This window comes from Nocardiopsis sp. N85 (genome assembly GCF_028882275.1).
Lineage (GTDB): Bacteria > Actinomycetota > Actinomycetes > Streptosporangiales > Streptosporangiaceae > Nocardiopsis > Nocardiopsis lambiniae.
In genome coordinates, this window is sequence record NZ_JARBUT010000026.1 from 13,534 (window position 1) to 31,002 (window position 17,469).

General features: G+C 71.2%; 17 protein-coding genes. 15 read left to right on the forward strand and 2 right to left on the reverse strand.

Annotated features, from left to right (window positions below):
- Positions 1 to 33: 33 nt before the first annotated feature.
- Complete coding sequence (locus tag PWG71_RS26000; RefSeq protein WP_274812653.1) at positions 34 to 555, reverse strand: hypothetical protein; 522 nt, start codon at positions 553 to 555, stop codon at positions 34 to 36.
- 263 nt (positions 556 to 818) lie between these two features.
- Here PWG71_RS26000 and PWG71_RS26005 point away from each other — a divergent pair, with 263 nt between their 5' ends.
- The 12 genes from PWG71_RS26005 to PWG71_RS26060 all read left to right on the forward strand — a co-directional run bounded on the left by PWG71_RS26005 (position 819) and on the right by PWG71_RS26060 (position 12,677).
- The gene (locus PWG71_RS26005; RefSeq protein WP_274812655.1) at positions 819 to 1,655 is read left to right on the forward strand and encodes a MerR family transcriptional regulator; all 837 of its coding nucleotides are present in this window, start codon (positions 819 to 821) and stop codon (positions 1,653 to 1,655) included.
- A gap of 44 nt (positions 1,656 to 1,699) precedes the next feature.
- Positions 1,700 to 2,218: a DinB family protein gene (locus tag PWG71_RS26010; RefSeq protein WP_274812656.1), complete on the forward strand. Its 519-nt coding sequence runs from the start codon at positions 1,700 to 1,702 to the stop codon at positions 2,216 to 2,218.
- Positions 2,219 to 2,438: 220 nt separating this feature from the next.
- On the forward strand, positions 2,439 to 2,771 hold the full coding sequence (locus PWG71_RS26015; RefSeq protein ID WP_274812657.1) for a pyrophosphatase: 333 nt from the start codon (positions 2,439 to 2,441) through the stop codon (positions 2,769 to 2,771).
- Between the two features lie 309 nt (positions 2,772 to 3,080).
- Entirely contained in the window at positions 3,081 to 3,518 is a 438-nt protein-coding gene (locus tag PWG71_RS26020; RefSeq protein ID WP_274812658.1) for a hypothetical protein, read from the forward strand.
- Positions 3,519 to 3,807: 289 nt separating this feature from the next.
- Positions 3,808 to 4,629, forward strand: coding sequence for an ABC transporter ATP-binding protein (locus tag PWG71_RS26025; RefSeq protein ID WP_274812659.1), 822 nt, complete (start codon positions 3,808 to 3,810; stop codon positions 4,627 to 4,629).
- A gap of 14 nt (positions 4,630 to 4,643) precedes the next feature.
- The gene (locus PWG71_RS26030) at positions 4,644 to 5,495 is read left to right on the forward strand and encodes an ABC transporter permease (RefSeq protein WP_446725104.1); all 852 of its coding nucleotides are present in this window, start codon (positions 4,644 to 4,646) and stop codon (positions 5,493 to 5,495) included.
- Between the two features lie 51 nt (positions 5,496 to 5,546).
- Positions 5,547 to 6,656, forward strand: coding sequence for an ABC transporter substrate-binding protein (locus tag PWG71_RS26035; RefSeq protein ID WP_274812661.1), 1,110 nt, complete (start codon positions 5,547 to 5,549; stop codon positions 6,654 to 6,656).
- A 72-nt stretch (positions 6,657 to 6,728) separates the two neighbouring features.
- On the forward strand, positions 6,729 to 7,820 hold the full coding sequence (locus PWG71_RS26040; RefSeq protein WP_274812662.1) for an LLM class flavin-dependent oxidoreductase: 1,092 nt from the start codon (positions 6,729 to 6,731) through the stop codon (positions 7,818 to 7,820).
- A 65-nt stretch (positions 7,821 to 7,885) separates the two neighbouring features.
- Positions 7,886 to 8,482, forward strand: a complete 597-nt coding sequence (locus PWG71_RS26045) for a cysteine hydrolase family protein (RefSeq protein WP_274812663.1) — start codon at positions 7,886 to 7,888, stop codon at positions 8,480 to 8,482.
- Between the two features lie 252 nt (positions 8,483 to 8,734).
- Positions 8,735 to 9,649: an aminoglycoside phosphotransferase family protein gene (locus PWG71_RS26050; RefSeq protein WP_274812664.1), complete on the forward strand. Its 915-nt coding sequence runs from the start codon at positions 8,735 to 8,737 to the stop codon at positions 9,647 to 9,649.
- Positions 9,642 to 11,198, forward strand: coding sequence for a PucR family transcriptional regulator (locus PWG71_RS26055; protein ID WP_274812665.1), 1,557 nt, complete (start codon positions 9,642 to 9,644; stop codon positions 11,196 to 11,198). The genes PWG71_RS26050 and PWG71_RS26055 overlap by 8 nt, the downstream gene beginning before the upstream one ends.
- Before the next feature lie 165 nt (positions 11,199 to 11,363).
- Entirely contained in the window at positions 11,364 to 12,677 is a 1,314-nt protein-coding gene (locus PWG71_RS26060) for an MFS transporter (protein ID WP_274812666.1), read from the forward strand.
- Positions 12,678 to 12,921: 244 nt separating this feature from the next.
- Here the strand turns inward: PWG71_RS26060 and PWG71_RS26065 are convergent, their stop codons facing one another.
- On the reverse strand, positions 12,922 to 13,809 hold the full coding sequence (locus PWG71_RS26065) for an alpha/beta fold hydrolase (protein ID WP_274812667.1): 888 nt from the start codon (positions 13,807 to 13,809) through the stop codon (positions 12,922 to 12,924).
- A 230-nt stretch (positions 13,810 to 14,039) separates the two neighbouring features.
- On the opposite strand from PWG71_RS26065, the gene nhaA reads away from it, so the two are divergent.
- The 3 genes from nhaA to PWG71_RS26080 all read left to right on the forward strand — a co-directional run bounded on the left by nhaA (position 14,040) and on the right by PWG71_RS26080 (position 17,420).
- On the forward strand, positions 14,040 to 15,320 hold the full coding sequence (gene nhaA, locus PWG71_RS26070; protein WP_274812668.1) for a Na+/H+ antiporter NhaA: 1,281 nt from the start codon (positions 14,040 to 14,042) through the stop codon (positions 15,318 to 15,320).
- A gap of 244 nt (positions 15,321 to 15,564) precedes the next feature.
- Positions 15,565 to 15,768 (forward strand): cold-shock protein, encoded by a 204-nt coding sequence (locus PWG71_RS26075; RefSeq protein ID WP_274812708.1) that lies wholly within the window; start codon positions 15,565 to 15,567, stop codon positions 15,766 to 15,768.
- Between the two features lie 242 nt (positions 15,769 to 16,010).
- Positions 16,011 to 17,420 (forward strand): DEAD/DEAH box helicase, encoded by a 1,410-nt coding sequence (locus PWG71_RS26080; RefSeq protein ID WP_274812669.1) that lies wholly within the window; start codon positions 16,011 to 16,013, stop codon positions 17,418 to 17,420.
- Positions 17,421 to 17,469: the final 49 nt, after the last annotated feature.

Below are 17,469 nucleotides of genomic sequence, written 5' to 3' on the forward strand. Positions count from 1 at the left end.
GGGCCCCTGACCTCGGTCGGGGCCCACCGGGTCCTATCCCACGAGCACGATCGCCTTGGTGTGCAGCTTGTCGCGCTCCAGGAGGGACTGGGCCGAATCCTCGGGCCAGAACAGCACGAACCGGCCCGCCTGGCGGGCGTCGCCGGTCTCCGTTCCGGCCGCCCGCCGGGCAGCGGAGTCCGCGTCGGGCATCTCGTACACCGACACGAGATCGGTCGTGACCAGGGCGAGGCAGCCGTCATCCTCCGAGGCGCACGACGACGACTCGTCGCGCGCGTCGGGGAGCGGGTACAGCGTGTCCAGTTCGGCGACGAGGGTCTGGGCCGTGTACCCGTCCGTGGGTTCCGCCGGCACCTCTTCCGAGGAGACGCCGGGAGAGGGGGCGAGGTCCTGGCCGAGTTCGCGGGCGAGGAGGACGCCGCCGATCGTGAGAACGGATCCGGCGACGACCAGACCGAGGCAGCCGATGCCGAGACCGAGGGCCACCTGGGTTCCGGTGGACCCGGCCTTGCCGGGAGAAGGGGCGCCGTGGGAGGGAGGGGGGTCGTGGGACACGGTGGGGCTCCGAGGGGTGGGAGCGGCGGCGCGGGTGCCGCGGGCGCTCGATATGGGGGGTGAGCGTAGCCGAGGAGGCGCGGGGACGAGAAGGCGCGGGAACACGGTCCGCCCCTCCGGGGAACACGGCCGGCGGCCCCTGCCCCGGCCGGGCTCCCCTCGGCGGCCGTACCGCGGAGCGATCATGGAGGGCACCGGCCGGAAGGCCGTCGTGACGCGCCCCTTGACCCTGACACGGTGTCAGGCCCGAACGTGGAGGTGTCATGTTCACCATCGGAGAGTTCGCGTCGATCGGCCGGGTGAGCGTCAGGATGCTCCGGCACTACGACCGGATCGGGCTGCTCACACCCGCCCGGGTCGACCCCGTGACCGGGTACCGGTCCTACGAGGTCGGGCAGCTGACCCGGCTGAGCCGCATCGTCCAGCTGCGCGGTTTCGGGCTGGGTCTGGAGGACATCGCGCGCATCGTGTGCGACGACCCCGATCCCGGGAGGGAGCGGGAGATCCTCCGGGCCGCGAGCGCGGAGCTGCGGCGGGACATCGTGGAGCGCCGCGCCCGCCTGGACCGGATCGACGCCTATCTCCGACGCAGGGAAGGACTGCCCGCCATGTCCACATCGACCACCATCACCGCCGAGGTCCGGTGGGTCGGGCCACAGCGGATCGCCACGCTGACGCGCGAGATCCCCGGCCCGGGCCCCGAGAACGTCGGCCCCGTGCTCGGCCCCCTCTATCCCGAGGTGGCGGGGGTCCTGGCGGCAGCCGGGATCGACGTCGGTCCCGGCATCGCCTTCTACCGGTACGACGAGTCCGAGGAGGCGACCGGGATGACCGTGACCGCCGGCTTCGTGGTCCCCGACGGGGTCGACGCGGCCCCCGGGCTGGAGGTCTCCACCCTGCCGGGCTGCGAGGCGGCCGTGACCACCCACCGGGGCGAGGTCGCCGGGATCGGGGAGACCTGGGCCGCGCTGGTCGACTGGACGCGCGAGCACGGCCTGGGGCTCGCCGGCGTCTGCCGCGAGGTGTACTGGACGCCCGGCGACCGCCCCCAAGAGGAGTGGGTGACCGATCTGGTGCAGCCGGTGCGACCCGCCGGGTGAAAAACCGCTGGGGCGGAGCGGGCGCGTGTGTCAGGCTGCCCCGCATGAGCGATGTCCGTACCGACCTGTTGCGCCGCCAGTTCGACCTGACCTGGGGGCTGCTGGAGTACCACCTGGACCGGCTGGTCCCCGAGGACGTCCTCTGGGAACCGGCCGGCCTCTGCTGGACGATGCGCCCGGAGGGCGACGGTTGGTCCCCCGATTGGGCCGACACCGAGCCCGATCCCGTGCCGGTCCCCACCATCGGTTGGCTGAGCTGGCACATCGGCTGGTGGTGGGAGGTCACCCTCGACCACCTGGCCGGCCGGGTCCCCCGGGACCGGGAGGCCGTGGACTGGCCGGGTCCGGAGGGTGTGGTGGCGCGGCTGGTCGGCCTGCGGGAGGAGTGGACGCGGGTGCTGCCCACCGTCGACCTGGACGCGCCCGCCCCCTTCCCGTGGCCGGAGGGGTCCGGGATGACCGTGGCGGACACCGCGGCGTGGGTCAACGCCGAACTGATGAAGAACGCCGCCGAGATGGGTCAGCTGCGGATGTTGCGTGCCGTCTCCTCGCCGGGATCGTAGACGCGGCCGAGCGTCCCGGGAGGCTCCGGGGAGGCGCGCCGCCCGGCCTCGGGGGGAGGGCGCGCGCCCCGGTGTGAAGAACGGTGCGGACGGTGCGCGTTCCGGCCGGGTGAAGAACGTCGTTCCTTCCGCGATCCCCGGACGCGGTTCCGGTCCGTCGTGACGGGCCGTTACGATCCGTTCCCTCGAAGAGCGTGATCTCAGGGCAAGGGGCGGATCCATGGACTTTCACACTCTCACCGCGCGGGTCGGCGCGGTGTCCGACCGTTACGCGGAGCGGCACGGCATCGAGCGGGACTCCGCGTGGTTCATGCTCAAGCTGCACGAGGAGGTCGGCGAGTTGACCGAGGCGTTCCTGGCCATGTCGGGCGGGACGCGCACCAAGGGCCGTACCCCGGAGGAGATGGCGGCGGGGTTCCGGTCCGAACTGGCGGACGTGTTCTGTCAGCTGCTGCTCCTGGCCGACCACCATGACGTGGATCTGCTCGCGGAGGTCGACGCGAAGTGGTCGTCCCGCCTCCGGGAAGGCACCGAAGCCCCCGGTGAAGGTTGAACTCCGACTTCTCGGATACCGAAAGGAAAAACCTTTTCTCTTCCGCCTTCCGACTTTCTCCGATAACCCCGGGGGACCATCGGGAGGACGACGTGGAGCACGTGGGCGTACGGAGCGCGTGGAGCCCGAACCCCCTTCTGGTACGGGGTTCCAGTGTAAACATCCCACCTTTGCGGTTCGTGTGAAACTCGACACAAAAATAATCCGCCAAAATCCCAGGTGAGCACAGACGACCCGTGCCAGGACCCGCGCGACAAAGGCCGAGTGACGCGACCCTTGGGACACTTGTGCACTAAAGTCTTCTTCACCATGAGGGAAACAGCGGCACACGCGCCCGCGGACACCCTCGCCCGGCCGGTCCGACCCGACAACACCGAGCTGGCCCGAGCCCTGTCCGCGCAACTCGGTCTGGACCTGGCGCCGCGTGAGTTCACGCTCGCGGACGGCACCCGGATCGGCGTCGACTGCGCCGACGGGGATCCACCGGGTCTGCTCGTCCAGTGTTCGCCCTTCGCCGGTCAGATGAAGTCGTCACAGCGCAACAAGGTCATCGCCGACGCCTTCAAGCTGTCCTGGCTGCGCGACACCCACTTCCCCCGAGCCCGGGTGTTACTGGTCCTGGGCGAACCCCTGGCCAAGCTGTTCGGTCGCGGCGCCTGGCTGCCCAGCGCGTTCGCCACCCACCGGATCACGGTCGCGCTCCTGGACCCGGAGAACCGTGTGCGCATACTCGATATCGGTACGTGACGGAGCCTTCATGCAGAGTTAATCGAAGCTCCTTAGCGTCTCACCTCGTCACATGAACCCCGCGGGCCGTCGATCCCCTCTTCCACCCGCTCTCCATCGCCTGTCCCCGGTCCGTCGTGCCCGGGGACCGACACCCGGAGGGTGCCTCCCGTGGACTTCCCCCTTACGACGGCCGGTGTCACCGGCCCCCGCCCCCGCTCCCCCCTCGGTTGATCGCCTTGCGCACCATCGACGTGCCCTCGATCGCGACCGTGTGCGACCATGTGCGCACAGAGCATGAGGAGCGGGCATGACACACCCCTCGACCGACCTCACCGACGGCATCCGCGTACGCGGCCTCACCAAGACCTACGCGGGCGGTGATCCCCACCGTCCGGCCTTGGAGTCCATCGACCTCGACATCGGACGGCGCCGCTTCGTCAGCCTCATCGGCCCCAGCGGCTGTGGGAAATCCACCCTGCTCAGGGTGATCGCGGGACTGGAGGACCACGACGCCGGCGAGGTCTCACTCTTCGGTTCGACCCCCCGCGCCCTGTGCTCGGCCAAGGCGATCGGCCTGGTCCCCCAGGCCCCGGCCCTGCTGCCCTGGCGGAACGTGCGTCGCAACATCACCCTGCCCCGCAGCGTCAACCGCCGCGCCGGCACCGGCGGGGAGGACCCCGACGACCTGCTGCGGGCGGTCGGCCTGGGCGACGTCGCCCACCGGTACCCGCACCAACTCTCCGGCGGGCAGCAACAGCGAGTGGCCATCGCCCGCGCCTTCGGCATGCGCCCCGAGCTCCTGCTCATGGACGAACCCTTCTCCGCCCTGGACGAGTTCACCCGGGAGGCGCTGCGGCTGCAACTCCTGGTCCTGTGGCAGCGCCGGGCGACGACGGTCGTCTTCGTCACCCACTCGGTGCGCGAGGCGGTCACCCTCTCCGACGAGGTCGTCGTCATGTCGGCCCGCCCCGGTCGCGTCCACGAGGTGCTGCCGATCGATCTGCCCCGCCCCCGGGACGCCTCCGTGGTGACCGGGCCGCGCATGCACGCACTGGAGGACCGCGTCCGCGCGTCCCTCCAATCCGCCTGGGAGGCCGGTGCCGCCCCCGACGACCTCGTACCGCTGTGAGCGAGAGCATCGAGATGACCGCCAAAGCCCCCGTCCGGTCCGCACCCGCCCCACGGCGGACGACCCCCGCCCCGCGACGACGACGATCGACCCGTCGCGGACCGCTGCACCCCGCCACCTGGGCGCCCACCACGGTCCTGGTCCTGGTGCTGGGGCTGATCTGGTCGGCGATCGCCACCGAGCACCCCTACATCCTTCCCGAACTCTCCGAGGTCGGGCTGGCCCTGGTGGACCGGCCGGAGGTGTTCCTCACCAACGCGTGGACCACCCTGTCGATCGCCCTGGCCGGCGTGGCCTGCGGCGCGGGCACCGCGTTCGTCCTGGCACTGGTGATGTCCGAGGTCCCCGTGGTCCGGCGCGCGCTCATGCCGCTGGCGGTGGTCCTCAACGTGACCCCGGTCGTGGCCCTGGCGCCAGGGCTGGTGCTGGCGTTCGGGTTCGGCATGACGCCCAAGGTCGTCGTCACCGCGATCATCACGTTCTTCCCCGTGCTGATCAACGTCACGACCGGCCTGCGGGCGGTGCCCCCCTCCGTCCTGCACGTGTTCGAGACCCTGCACGCCTCCCGCGCGGAGGTGCTGTGGCGGGCGCGCATCCTCTACGGCCTGCCCTACACGTTCGCCGCGCTGCGCGTGGTCATGCCCCTGTCCATCGTGGGCGCCGTGGTCGCGGAGTTCGTGGCCGCGGGCAGCACCGGCGGCCTCGGCACCATGATCCGCAACGCGGCCTCCACGGCCCGCCTCGAATCCGTCTACGCCGCGATCGCCTGCCTCGCCGCCATGGGCGTTCTCATGCTGGCGCTGGTCACCGCCGTCGAGCGACGGGTGCTCTTCTGGCACGAATCGCAGCGGCGTGCCTCCACCTAGACCCGCAGATCCCACCCCCACACCCTGTCCAACGAACGAAAGAACTCCCAGATGATCACCCCCACCACATCGCTCTCGCGGTACCTCGGTGCCGCGGCACTGGCCACGGCGGTCCTGGCGACCGCCGCCTGCGGCGGCTCCGAGGCCTCCACCGAGGAGGACCCCACGACGGCGATGGCCATCGACGAGGAGCGCTGCGAGACCAACCGCGCGGCCGGGACCGTCACCTACATCACCGGTTACTACTTCCAGGCATCGGTGAGCCAGTTGGAGGTGTTCGCGGCCGAGGAACTGGGCTTCTTCGACGCCGTCTGCCTGGACGTCGAGGTCCAGGCCGGGGTCGGCGACATCATGGCCAACTCGCAGCTGGTGTCGGCGGGCACCGCCCACTTCACCCCGCTGGCCAACGAGGGCGAGGTCGTACAGGCCAACGAGAACGACCACGAGATCGTCGGCCTGGCCACCTACGGGCACGTGCCGATCGCCTCCCTGCTGACCAAGCCCGACATCGAGGACCTCAAGGACCTGGAGGGCAAGACCCTGGGCCGCCCGGGCATGCTGGGCGCCCCGCTGGAGGCGATGCTGCTCGCCGCCGACGTCGACCTGGACGCCGTGGAGCAGGTCGAGACCGGCTACGACCCGAGCATCCTGCCGCGCGACCAGGTCCAGGCGCTGGCCGCGTACCGCTCCAACGAGCCCAACCAGTTGGACGCCATGGGCGAGGAGTACACCGAGTGGCTGCCCGAGGACTTCGGGGTGGTCGGCTCCTTCGGTGTCATGGGGGCCAACTCCGAGTGGGCCGCCGAGAACCCGACCGTGGTCGAGGACTTCCTGCGGGCCATCGGCAAGGCGTTCGAGCACTGCCAGGAGAACGGCCAGGAGTGCGTCGAGCAGGCCGCCACCTTCGACGAGACCGGTGAGTACGACGTCGAGCACAACCTGAAGGTCTGGGAGTCCGAGAGCGAGCTGGTGCGCGCCTCCACCCCCGACGACTCCAGCCCCGGGTACATCGACCTGTCCCTGACCGAGGCCGAGACCTCGAACCTGGTGGACAACGGCGTCCTCGACGAGGTCCCCGACCTGGAGCCCCTGTTCGAGCCCCACTACCTGGAGTCCGTCTACGTGGCCGGCAACATCACCTGGCCCGCCGAGGACGAGTGACGACCGGACCGTCGGGAACGGCGCGGGCACCGGAGGAGAACACCATGGAACAGCACGAGCGAGGGATCTGAGTTGTCCGAAACGGGCGGGACACGGGCCGCCGACACCGAGTACGGGATCTTCCTGCCGATCGGCAGCGGCGGGTGGATCGTCTCCGAGACGGCACCGCACCCGGAGGCGACCTACGCCTACAACCGCCGTGCGGCGGTCCTGGCGGAGGAGTACGGCCTGGACTTCATCATGTCCATGGGCAAGTGGCGCGGTTACGACGGCGCCACCGACCACTGGGGCCGGACCCTGGAGTCCATGACGATGATGGCCGGGCTGGCCGAGGCCACCGAACGGGTCAAGGTGTGGGCGACGATCCACACCAACCTGTTCCACCCGGCGATCGCCGCGAAGATGTACACCACCCTCCAGGAGATCAGTGGCGGGCGGGCCGGGATGAACATCGTGGTCGGCGCCTACGCCAAGGAGTTCGAGCAGATGGGTCTGTGGAACGAGACCCTGTCGCACGCGGACCGCTACCGGTACACCGAGGAGTGGACCTCGGTGCTCGAACGCCTGTGGACGGAACCGTCGGTGAGCCACGACGGCGAGTTCTTCCAGCTGGACGACTGCCGGTCGCTGCCGCACCCCGAGCGACGTCCGACGCTGATCGCGGCGGGCCGTTCGGAGACGGGCCTGGAGTTCCAGGCCCGGCACTGCGACGGCTCGTTCCTCACCTCGCAGGACCTTCCGGGACTGCGCGAGGCCAGCCTCGACGTCAAGACACGGGCGGAGAAGCAGGGGCGGAGCATCCGCACCTACTCGATGCTCACCGTCATCATGGCCGACACCGATGAGGCCGCCGAGGCCCGGCGGCTGGAGTACGGGCGCGGCGCCGACGTGGACGCGCTGGTCAACATGAAGGTGTCCTGGGGGCTGCCCCTGGAGCGGGCGATGTCGTCCACCGCCGAACGGCCCGAGGACGAGGCGTTCCAGACGCCGTTCGTCACCGGGTCCCCGGAGACGGTGGCGGCGCGGATCCGGGAGACCGTCGAGTTCGCCGAACTGGACGGGCTGATGTTGATCTTCCCGGACTACCACTCCGATCTGACGGAGTTCGGGGAGCGGGTCATGCCGCTGCTGCGCCCCGGCCCGGCCGGTGAGGGCGCCGGGTGACGGGATCCGTCACCGACGTCACAGGCCGCCTCCGCCCGGTGCCGGGTGCACCGGGGGAGGCGGCCGTGCTCGTCGTGGACCTGCAACGGGACTTCGCCGATCCGGACCGCCTCTCCTGGATCGACGCCGCGGGCCGCGAACGGGTGGCCGCGGCCGTGGCGGGGACCCGACGGTTGGTGGAGCGGGCCCGCGCCGCGGGGGTGCGCGTGGTGTGGGTGCGCCTGGAACAGGACCTGGACGAACCGTGGGACGCCTCGCGGTGGCACCGGGGGCTGGTGGACATCCCGCGCGAACGGCTCGTGGAACGGGAACCGTGCGTGGCGGGCACGGCGGGCGCGGAGTGGTTCGCCCTGGCGCCGCGCGAGGACGAGGAGGTGGTGGTCAAGCGCCGCTACTCGGCCTTCCACGGCACCGACCTCGCCCGCGGGCTGTACTCCGGGGGCACGTCGTGGGTGGTGGTGTGCGGACTGACGGCGGACTGCTGCGTGGACGCCACCTCACGGGACGCCTTCCAGCACGGGTTCCGCGTGGTGGTGACGGCCGACGCGACCGCCTCCTACGAGGAGGACAGGCAGCGGGCGGCGATGCGGGCACTGTCCATGCACGCGGCCGTGGTGACCACGGTCGACGACATCACGGCGCACTGGCCGACCGGGCCCTGACCCCTCGACCTCCGGTTCGGGCGGTTCGCGGAACACCTTCACGGCCGCGTCGCGGGGCGGCTCGCGCGTCTCGCGCGGTCCGGCTCCGACCTCGGGACGGAGGATCGTCCGAGGGGCCGTTCCGGCCCTTCCAGGACCTCGGCCGTGACCCGCTCCCCCGGACACCGGGTGCCGGATCGACCATGTGCGTCTCGGGGACGCCGGGGCTCGGGGCGGAGGCCGGCACACCTCCCCGTGCCGCAAAATGAAGGGATGGACATCCCCGAGGCCGAGGTGGACGTCACCGTCGCTCTGGTCCGATCCCTGCTGGCCGATCAACACCCCGATCTGGCCGACCCACCCCTCAGCCTCGTCGCCCACGGCTGGGACAACGTGATCCTGCGGCTGGGCGACGCCTTGGCCGTGCGCATGCCGCGCCGGGAGCGGGCCGCCGGGCTCGCGCGCAACGAGCAGCGGCGGCTCGGGGAGATCGCCGCGCGCCTGGACACCCCGGTGCCCACGCCCGTGCGCGTCGGCGGCCCCAGCCGCGGTTACCCCTGGCACTGGTCGGTCGTCCCCTGGTTCGAGGGGCGGCCCGCGGCCACCGTTCCCGTCGCCGATCGGGGCGGGCTCGTCGCCCCGCTGGCGGACTTCGTCGTCCGCCTGCACGTCCCCGCGCCCGCGGACGCCCCCGTGAACCCCTTCCGAGGCGTCCCCCTCGCCGACCGCGACGCCGGGCTGCGCCGGCGCCTGGCCGACGGGCCGCCCCACCGGCGCGCGCGGCTCACCGCCCTGTGGGACGGTCTCTCCACCGCGCCGGTCTGGCCCGGACCTCCCCTGTGGCTGCACGGCGACCTGCATCCCGCCAACGTCCTGGTCACCGACGACGGCCGGGATCTGGCCGCGGTGATCGACTTCGGCGACCTGACCTCCGGTGATCCCGCCTCGGACCTGGCCGTGGCCTGGCTGCTCTTCGGCCCGGCCGACCGGTCCGCCTTCCGCACCCGGGTGGACGCGGCCGGGGTCGTCGACCCCCACGTGTGGAGCAGGGCCCGGGCCTGGGCCCTGCTCCTCGGTGTCCTGCTCGCCGACTGCTCCGACGACGCGCCCCTGCTCGCCGCGATCGGCGCACACACCCTCGAACAGGTCGGCCTCGACCCGAACCCCGCGGAGATCGACCGTGACTGAACCCGGACGGACCCTCAAGAGCCTCCTGGACGCCCTGGACGAATCCGTGCACGGGCTCATGGCGGCACCGCGCGGGCTGGGCGCGGTGGTGCGCTCGGTCACCATCGCCCACGACGGCGAACCCCTGCCGGTCGGCACGCTGGCGGTCGTTCCGGGTGAGGAGGCGTCCGCGCTCGCCGACCGGATCTCCGACACCGTCGCGGCCGTGGCCGTCACCGGCGACCCGGGCGAGGGCGCGGAACGCCTGCGCGCCCTCGGGCTGCCCGTGCTGTCCGTCGACCCCCGGCTGACCGAGAAGGAGTTCGCCGACCTGGTGCGGGCCGTCCTGGAGACCCCCGGTGACGAACCCCGCCACCGGGACCTGTTCTCCCTCGCGGAGACGGTGGCGACGCTCACCGGCGGTCTGGTGAGCATCGAGGACTCCGCCGGCGCCGTCCTGGCCTACTCCGCCGCCGGCGAGGGCGCCGACGAGCTCCGGCGCAGGACCATCCTGGGGCGCGGCTGTCCGGAGTCCTTCCTGGCGCACCTGCGTGCGTGGGGGGTCAACGAACGCCTGGCCGCCGGCGAGGTCGTCGAAGTGGCCGAACGCCCCGACCTGGGCGCCGAACGCCGCCTGGTGGTGGGCATCCTGGCCGGGGACCGGATGCTGGGCGGCATCTGGGTGCAGATCGGCGGCGCCCAGCGGCCCGCCACGGCCGCCCGGGTCCTGCTCGGCGCCGCCCGGTTGGCGGCGGCGCACCTGATGCGCGCCCACGGCGGCGCCAGATCCGTCGGCGGCGACCCCGCCGAACTGGCCGTCGGCCTGCTCACCGGCGCGTTCGACACCGACGCCCTCGCCCGCCATCTGGGAGCCGATCCGGCGACCCCGGTCTCCGTCATCGCCCTGGCCCTGGGCGGGGACGCCGACGGACGCCCCTGGCTCCTGGAGCGGGCGGCGGAGACGGCGTCGGTGTACGCGGCCTCCTACCGCAGCGACGCGCTGGTCATCCCCGCCTGCGGGCTGCTGTACCTGCTCATGCCGGCGCCGTCGGGGAACGCGGCGCCCGGCTCGTGGGTCCGGGACCTGGTCACGACCCTGCGGCACAACCTGGGCACCCCGGTACAGGCCGCCCTGGCGGGGGTCGCTCCGCGCATGAGCGGCGTACCCGCCCTGAAGAAGGTCGCCAGCCGCACGCTGGACGTGGTCCGGGACCGCCCCGAACTCACCGTCACCGCCTTCGAGGACGTCCGCTCCTCCGTCGTGCTACGCGAACTCATCGACGACCTCGCCGAGCGCCCGCACCTACGGGATGTCCGGCTCGACGACCTCGACGAGGAGCAGTACCGCTCGTTGGCGGTGTACCTGGCCACCTTCGGCGACGTCACCCGGGCGGCGGAGCTGCTGCACGTCCACCCCAACACATTGCGTCACCGCGTCCGCCGGATCCGTACCCTGACCGGCCTGGATCTGGACGACCCCGACCAGCGGCTGTTGGCGTCGCTGACCCTGCGCGCCCGGAGTCGAGGTGGAGATCCGGACTCCGCGGGATCTCCGCCCGGTCACGGGTGACGACGGTGGGGCCGCCGGGCGGGGCCGGATTGTCGACGCCGACACCGACGGGGTCGCCATATCGTCCGTTCGTACAACGGTGATCCGTGCCACCGCGTTCTAGGCTCCGGCGTACTCGCGGCGCCCCTCGGCCCGCGGCACCCCACCCCACCAGGAGTTCTGGACATGAGCACGGACACCGTGCGGCCCGGGCCGCCCACGTCGAAGGTCCTCATCGCGAGCCTGACCGGCAGCACCATCGAGTGGTTCGACTTCTTCCTCTACGGGACCGCCGCCGCCCTCGTCTTCAACAAGCTGTTCTTCCCGTCGGACGACCCGCTCGTCTCGCTGATGCTGTCCTACCTGACGTTCTCGCTGACGTTCTTCGTCCGTCCGCTGGGCGGCGTGTTCTTCTCTCACATCGGCGACCGGATCGGCCGGAAGAAGACCCTGGTCATCACCCTGTCGCTGATGGGCGGGGCCACCATGCTCATCGGCCTGCTGCCGACCTACGACAGCATCGGGATCCTGGCCCCGATCCTCCTCGTCCTCCTGCGGATCGTGCAGGGTCTGGGCATCGGCGGCGAGTGGGGCGGTGCGCTCCTGTTGGCCTACGAGTACGCCCCGGAGAAGAAGCGCGGCCTCTTCGGCAGTGTTCCGCAGATGGGCATCACCCTGGGCATGCTGCTGGCGAGCCTGGCCCTGACCCTGATGTCCCTGTTGCCCGACGCGCAGTTCGAGGCGTGGGGCTGGCGGGTGCCGTTCGTCGCGAGCGTTCTGCTGGTGCTCCTGGGACTGTGGATCCGTTCCGGCATCGACGAGACCCCCTCGTTCCAGAAGGCCAAGGAGGAGGGCTCGGTCGCGAGGCTGCCGGTCGTGGAGACCTTCCGGTTCCACTGGCGCGCGGTCCTGGTGGCGGTCGGCGCCAAGGTCGTGGAGACCGCCCCCTTCTACATCTTCGGCACGTTCGTGGTGAGCTACGCGACGGGCACCCTGTCCTTCGAGAACACCGAGGCCCTCAACGCCGTCACCCTCGCCGCCGTCGTCGCCAGCGTGCTCATCCCGGTCTACGGCGCCCTGTCCGACCGGTGGGGCCGACAGCGCGTGTACCTGACCGGCGCGATCCTGCTGGCCCTGTTCGCCGCGCCGTACTTCCTGATGCTGGGCACCGGCAGCACGGCGCTGCTCGTCCTGGCGACCGTGCTCGGCCTGGGTGTGTTCTGGCCGCCGGTGACCGCCACCATCGGCACCCTGTGCTCGGAGATCTTCTCCACCCGAGTCCGTTACACCGGCGTGACCCTGGGCTACCAGATCGGTGCCGCCCTGGCCGGTGGCACCGCGCCGCTGATCGCCACCTGGCTGCTGTCGCGGTTCGACAACGCGTGGGCGCCGATCGCCGGCTACCTGGTGTTCACCGCTCTGGTGTCGATCGTCGCGGTGTCCCTGGCCCGCGGCGCCTCCCGCGCGGAGGAGCACGAGGCCGCCCCGGTCGAGGGCTGATCCGCGTGCCGCCGCCCCGGGCCGGACGGACCCGGGGCGGTGCGGGGCGCCGGGAGCGGGATCGTCGGCGACACGGCCAGGACGCTCCTGACCGTTCTTCGTGGGCGGGAGCGCCCCGGTGCCGAACGACCCGTGTCCCACGCCCGACCATCGAACACGAAGCGCGGCCGACGAAGGTCGTCATGCGTGCCGCGTTCGGCGAAGAGCGGCACGCGCGTGTCCGGCGTTCCGCGGGACGGATCCCTCAGTCCAGGGAGCGCACCAGCTCGGCTACCCGCTCGGGCTGTTCGTACATGGCCAGGTGCCCGGCCCCCTCCAGGACGGTGACGTCGGCGTCGAGCAGACGGCGAGCCGGTCCGTGCAGGCGGGCGGGCGAGTAGAAGACGTCGTCGGAACCGGTCGCCAGGATCACCGGCGTGTCCCCCCAGGGACGCAGGCACTCCAACGGCAGCGGGCCCGGGGCCAGGCTGGTCCGGCAGTGCCGACCCACCAGGGTCATCCACGAGGCGAACGGGTGCACTCCGCCGTGGGAGGCGGAGGTGTACGCGGGGCCGCTCATGTGGTCGAGCAGGCGGGTGCTCTTGTCGTCGCGCGGCCCGATCATCCACGGCAGGGCGACCCGCATCAGATCGGAGTTCACCGCCGCGGCGGTGAGTCCGGCCGGTCCGACCATCACCACGGAGCGGACCAGCCCGGAGGGCTTGGCGGCCAGCAGCACGGCCGCGCCCAGGGAGTGCGCGAGGACGGTCGCGGGACGGTCGGTGAGCAGGGGCAGGATCTCGTCGAACCAGGCACCGTACAGGGCCGCCCGGCCGGACCGGGGGCGGATCGCCTCGCTGAGTCCGGGCTGTCCGGGCAGGTCGACCAGGACGACCGGGCGATCGCGTTGGAGGACCCGGGCGAGGTCCACCGAAGTGGCGGAGTTGAAGTTGGTCCCGCTGAGGACGATGACCGGTGCGGCGTCGCCGCCGGGGGCGCCGAAGGCCCGGGTGGTGCCGAGCGCGGTGTGGATCTCGGGGAGCGGGGTGAGCGCCGGCCATGCGGCGATCCGTTCCTCGCACCGGTCCCGGATCTCACGGGCCCCGGTTTCGGAACGATAGATGTGCGTACCGTGGGGGTGGGCGTCGGGCATCGGGCACCTGTTCGTTTCCGGATGAGTGGAAGGTCACCGCCGACCAGTCTTCCCGGCACACCGGCGAGCAAGCGTACACGACTCCCCGGAACCGGTGCGTTCGGAGCGGACGGATAAGCTCTGGTCTGGACATTCGTGCCATCACCGGAGAGCACGGGGCGGGCTCGAATGTCCTAGGTGTGCCGGGAAGACTGGTCGGCGGCCCGTTCGTCGTCTCCAGAAAGCCGTCCATGAGCATCGACCCACTGGCACATTCCGCTTCCCAGAATCCACTCTCCCGACTGGCCGAGGCCCTGCGCAGCGACACCGTCGGGGGCTTTCTTCTGATCACCGCGGCACTGGTCGCGATCATCTGGATCAACACGCCCTTCGGTGAGGCCTACGAGCATCTGCGCTCGGTCACCCTGGGTCCCGAGTCCCTGCACCTGAACCTGTCCCTGGAGACGTGGGCGGCCGACGCCCTCTTGGCGGTCTTCTTCTTCGTCGTCGGCAACGAGCTCAAACAGGAGTTCGTCAACGGAGAGCTGCGCAACCCGCGCCGGGCGATGCTGCCGATCGTCGCCGCGATCTGCGGCATGGTCGTTCCCGCCGCGATCTACGTGGCGATCAACTTCTCCTCCCCGGACACGATCCAGGGCTGGGGCATCCCGATGGCGACCGACATCGCCTTCGCGGTGGCCATCCTCGCGGTGGTCGGTCGGCACCTGCCGCCGTCCCTTCGCACCTTCCTCCTGACCCTGGCGATCGTCGACGACCTCGGCGCGATCATCGTCATCGCGGTGTTCTACACCTCCGGCATCGACCTGCTCATGCTGATCGCCGCCTTCGCGGGTCTGGCCGTCTTCGGCTACCTCCAGCGCGGCAAGGGCCTGGCCGCACGGCTCAACGCCTCCCGGGTGCCCAACTGGATCGTGTACGTGCCGCTGGCCGTGCTGATCTGGGTGCTGATGCACGAGAGCGGTGTGCACGCCACCATCGCCGGTGTGGCCATGGGTCTGCTGATGCGGACCAAGACCATGCCCGGCGAGACGCACGACCCGAGCCACCGTGTGGAGCATCTCCTGCGGCCCTGGTCGGCCGGTCTGGCCCTGCCGATCTTCGCCTTCTTCTCCGCCGGCGTGGTCATCGACGGGTTCGGCTCGGTCGTCAGCGACCCGGCCTCGCTCGGCATCATCATGGGCCTGGTCGTCGGCAAGGCGATCGGTATCGCGGGCGGCGCGTGGGTGACCACCAAGGTGACGCGGGCCGAGCTCAACCCGAGCCTGAAGTGGATCGACATCATCGGCATGTCGCAACTGGCGGGGATCGGCTTCACCGTGTCCCTCTTGATCAGCGAGCTCTCCTTCGTGGATTCGGCCGAGCATCTGGCGCACGCCAAGACCGGTGTGCTGGCGGCCTCGCTCATCGCGACCCTGCTGGCGGCGGTCGTCCTCGGGGCGCGTTCGCGGCACTACAGGGGCCTGATGCAGGCGATGGCCGAGAAGGAGAAGGAGGCCGGCGGCCGGGCCTGACGGCCCTCGGGGGCCGGGGGGGGATCCTCCCGGCCCCCGACACATTCGGTCTTCGCTTCGATACCACGCGCGTTGGTGTGCTTCGACACACCGAATGATCGGGACAGACTGATTTTCGTGTGCTAGGTTCTAAGAAGTTGCAGTCGTGAGCTCCGATGGATTTTCATCTCGTCGGGAGATCACCGCGGTGACGGGAAAATCGTCATCTGCGGTTTTCTTCATGTTACGAACGAGAGGTATCCATATGGCGACCGGTACGGTTAAGTGGTTCAACGGTGACAAGGGCTTCGGCTTCATCGAGCAGGACGGCGGCGGCCCCGACGTCTTCGCCCACTACTCGAACATCCAGGCCTCGGGCTACCGTGAGCTTGCCGAAGGCCAGGCTGTGCAGTTCGATGCGGTCCAGGGCGCCAAGGGCCCCCAGGCTGAGAACATCACCCTGATCTAGGGGAGCCAGCGCTCCTCCAGCGGTAGGGGCCCGCCCTTCGGGCGCCGGGCCCCACCGCTTTTCTTTTTTGTCCGCCGGATTCTCCGCCGTCGCTCTCCGACCGGCACCGGCGCCCACCGCTCCTCGGAATTCTCCGATCGGTCGCGGTCATCCGCGTTATTTCCTCCGGCGTACCCGGTTTCCCCCTGCGAGGCCGTATCCAGGCCTCCCGCCCGGCGAACGCCGTCGGCGAAAGGCCTCATATGAGTCATCCGTACCGCACCACCGGTTCCAGCCGCAGCCGCCCCGCTTTCGGTCGGCAGCGCCCCTACAACGACCGTCGCCCCCACACCGGCGGTCGCCCCCGCAGCGGCGGCCCCTCCGGGGAGTTCGCCCTCCCCGTCACCGTCACCCCGGCGCTTCCTCCGGTCGAGTCCTTCGACGCGCTGGACATGCCCGAGCCGTTGAAGCGGACTCTGGCCCGCGAAGGCCTGACCGTCCCGTCCGAGATCCAGGCGGCGACCCTGCCGAACTCCCTCGCCGGACGCGACGTGCTGGGTCGCAGCCGCACCGGTTCGGGCAAGACCCTGGCCTTCGGGCTGGCCCTGCTCGCCGGACTCGACGGCCGCGAGCCCGAGCCCCGGCGTCCCCTCGCCGTGGTGCTCGCACCCACCCGTGAACTGGCCCAGCAGGTCGCCGACGCGTTGGCGCCCTACGCCCGCTCGGTGGGGGTGCGCACGACGACCGTGGTCGGCGGCATGCCCATCCACCGTCAGGCCCGTTCCCTGCGCCAGGGCGTCCACCTCGTGGTGGCCACCCCGGGACGCCTGCGCGACCTGATGGAGCGCGGCGACTGCGTCCTGGACCGGGTGGAGTCCGCGGTCCTCGACGAGGCCGACCAGATGACCGACATGGGCTTCATGCCGCAGGTCACCGCGATCCTCCAAGAGGTTCCGGCCGGCGGTCGGCGCATGCTGTTCTCGGCGACGCTGGACCGCAACGTCGACACGCTGGTCCGCCGCTTCCTGAACGACCCGGTGGTCCACTCGGTCGACCTGTCCGAAGGCGCCGTCTCCACCATGGATCACCACGTCATGCACGTGTCGCACATGGAGAAGCAGGACGTCGCGACCCGGATCGCCGCCCGCGACGGTCGGGTCATCATGTTCCTCGACACCAAGCGCGCCGTGGACCGGATGGCCGACCACCTGTTGGCCAACGGCGTCCTCGCCGCGCCCCTGCACGGCGGCCGCAGCCAGCCGCAGCGGACCCGGACGCTCGACCAGTTCAAGAAGGGCCACGTGACCGCCCTGATCGCCACCAACGTGGCGGCGCGCGGCATCCACGTGGACGGTCTGGACCTGGTGGTCAACATCGACCCGCCCACCGACCACAAGGACTACCTGCACCGGGGCGGGCGCACCGCCCGGGCCGGGGAGTCCGGCAGCGTGGTCACGCTCGTGCTGCCGAGCCAGCGGCGCGACATGACCCGGCTGATGAGCCGGGCGCGGATCGAGCCGACCACCCTGCGTGTGGAAGCCGGGGACACGGGACTGGACGAGGTGACCGGGGCGCGCGAGCCCTCCGGCGTGCCGGTCTCCGTCGCCGCTTCGGCTTCCCGTGAGCGACGACGCGACCCGGCCCCGCGTGGCCGCCGCCGCCCGCGCCGCTGACCCGAACCACGACGGGCCCCGTGACCAATCGGTCGCGGGGCCCGTTCGC

What these genes read in the sequence shown, in the direction of transcription:
- PWG71_RS26005 (WP_274812655.1), top strand. Translation starts at nt 819, where the DNA reads ATGTTCACCATCGGAGAGTTCGCGTCGATCGGCCGGGTGAGCGTCAGG.
- PWG71_RS26010 (WP_274812656.1), top strand. Translation starts at nt 1,700, where the DNA reads ATGAGCGATGTCCGTACCGACCTGTTGCGCCGCCAGTTCGACCTGACC.
- PWG71_RS26015 (WP_274812657.1), top strand. Translation starts at nt 2,439, where the DNA reads ATGGACTTTCACACTCTCACCGCGCGGGTCGGCGCGGTGTCCGACCGT.
- PWG71_RS26020 (WP_274812658.1), top strand. Translation starts at nt 3,081, where the DNA reads ATGAGGGAAACAGCGGCACACGCGCCCGCGGACACCCTCGCCCGGCCG.
- PWG71_RS26025 (WP_274812659.1), top strand. Translation starts at nt 3,808, where the DNA reads ATGACACACCCCTCGACCGACCTCACCGACGGCATCCGCGTACGCGGC.
- PWG71_RS26030 (WP_446725104.1), top strand. Translation starts at nt 4,644, where the DNA reads ATGACCGCCAAAGCCCCCGTCCGGTCCGCACCCGCCCCACGGCGGACG.
- PWG71_RS26035 (WP_274812661.1), top strand. Translation starts at nt 5,547, where the DNA reads ATGATCACCCCCACCACATCGCTCTCGCGGTACCTCGGTGCCGCGGCA.
- PWG71_RS26050 (WP_274812664.1), top strand. Translation starts at nt 8,735, where the DNA reads ATGGACATCCCCGAGGCCGAGGTGGACGTCACCGTCGCTCTGGTCCGA.
- PWG71_RS26060 (WP_274812666.1), top strand. Translation starts at nt 11,364, where the DNA reads ATGAGCACGGACACCGTGCGGCCCGGGCCGCCCACGTCGAAGGTCCTC.
- PWG71_RS26065 (WP_274812667.1), bottom strand. Translation starts at nt 13,809, where the DNA reads ATGCCCGACGCCCACCCCCACGGTACGCACATCTATCGTTCCGAAACC.
- nhaA (WP_274812668.1), top strand. Translation starts at nt 14,040, where the DNA reads ATGAGCATCGACCCACTGGCACATTCCGCTTCCCAGAATCCACTCTCC.
- PWG71_RS26075 (WP_274812708.1), top strand. Translation starts at nt 15,565, where the DNA reads ATGGCGACCGGTACGGTTAAGTGGTTCAACGGTGACAAGGGCTTCGGC.
- PWG71_RS26080 (WP_274812669.1), top strand. Translation starts at nt 16,011, where the DNA reads ATGAGTCATCCGTACCGCACCACCGGTTCCAGCCGCAGCCGCCCCGCT.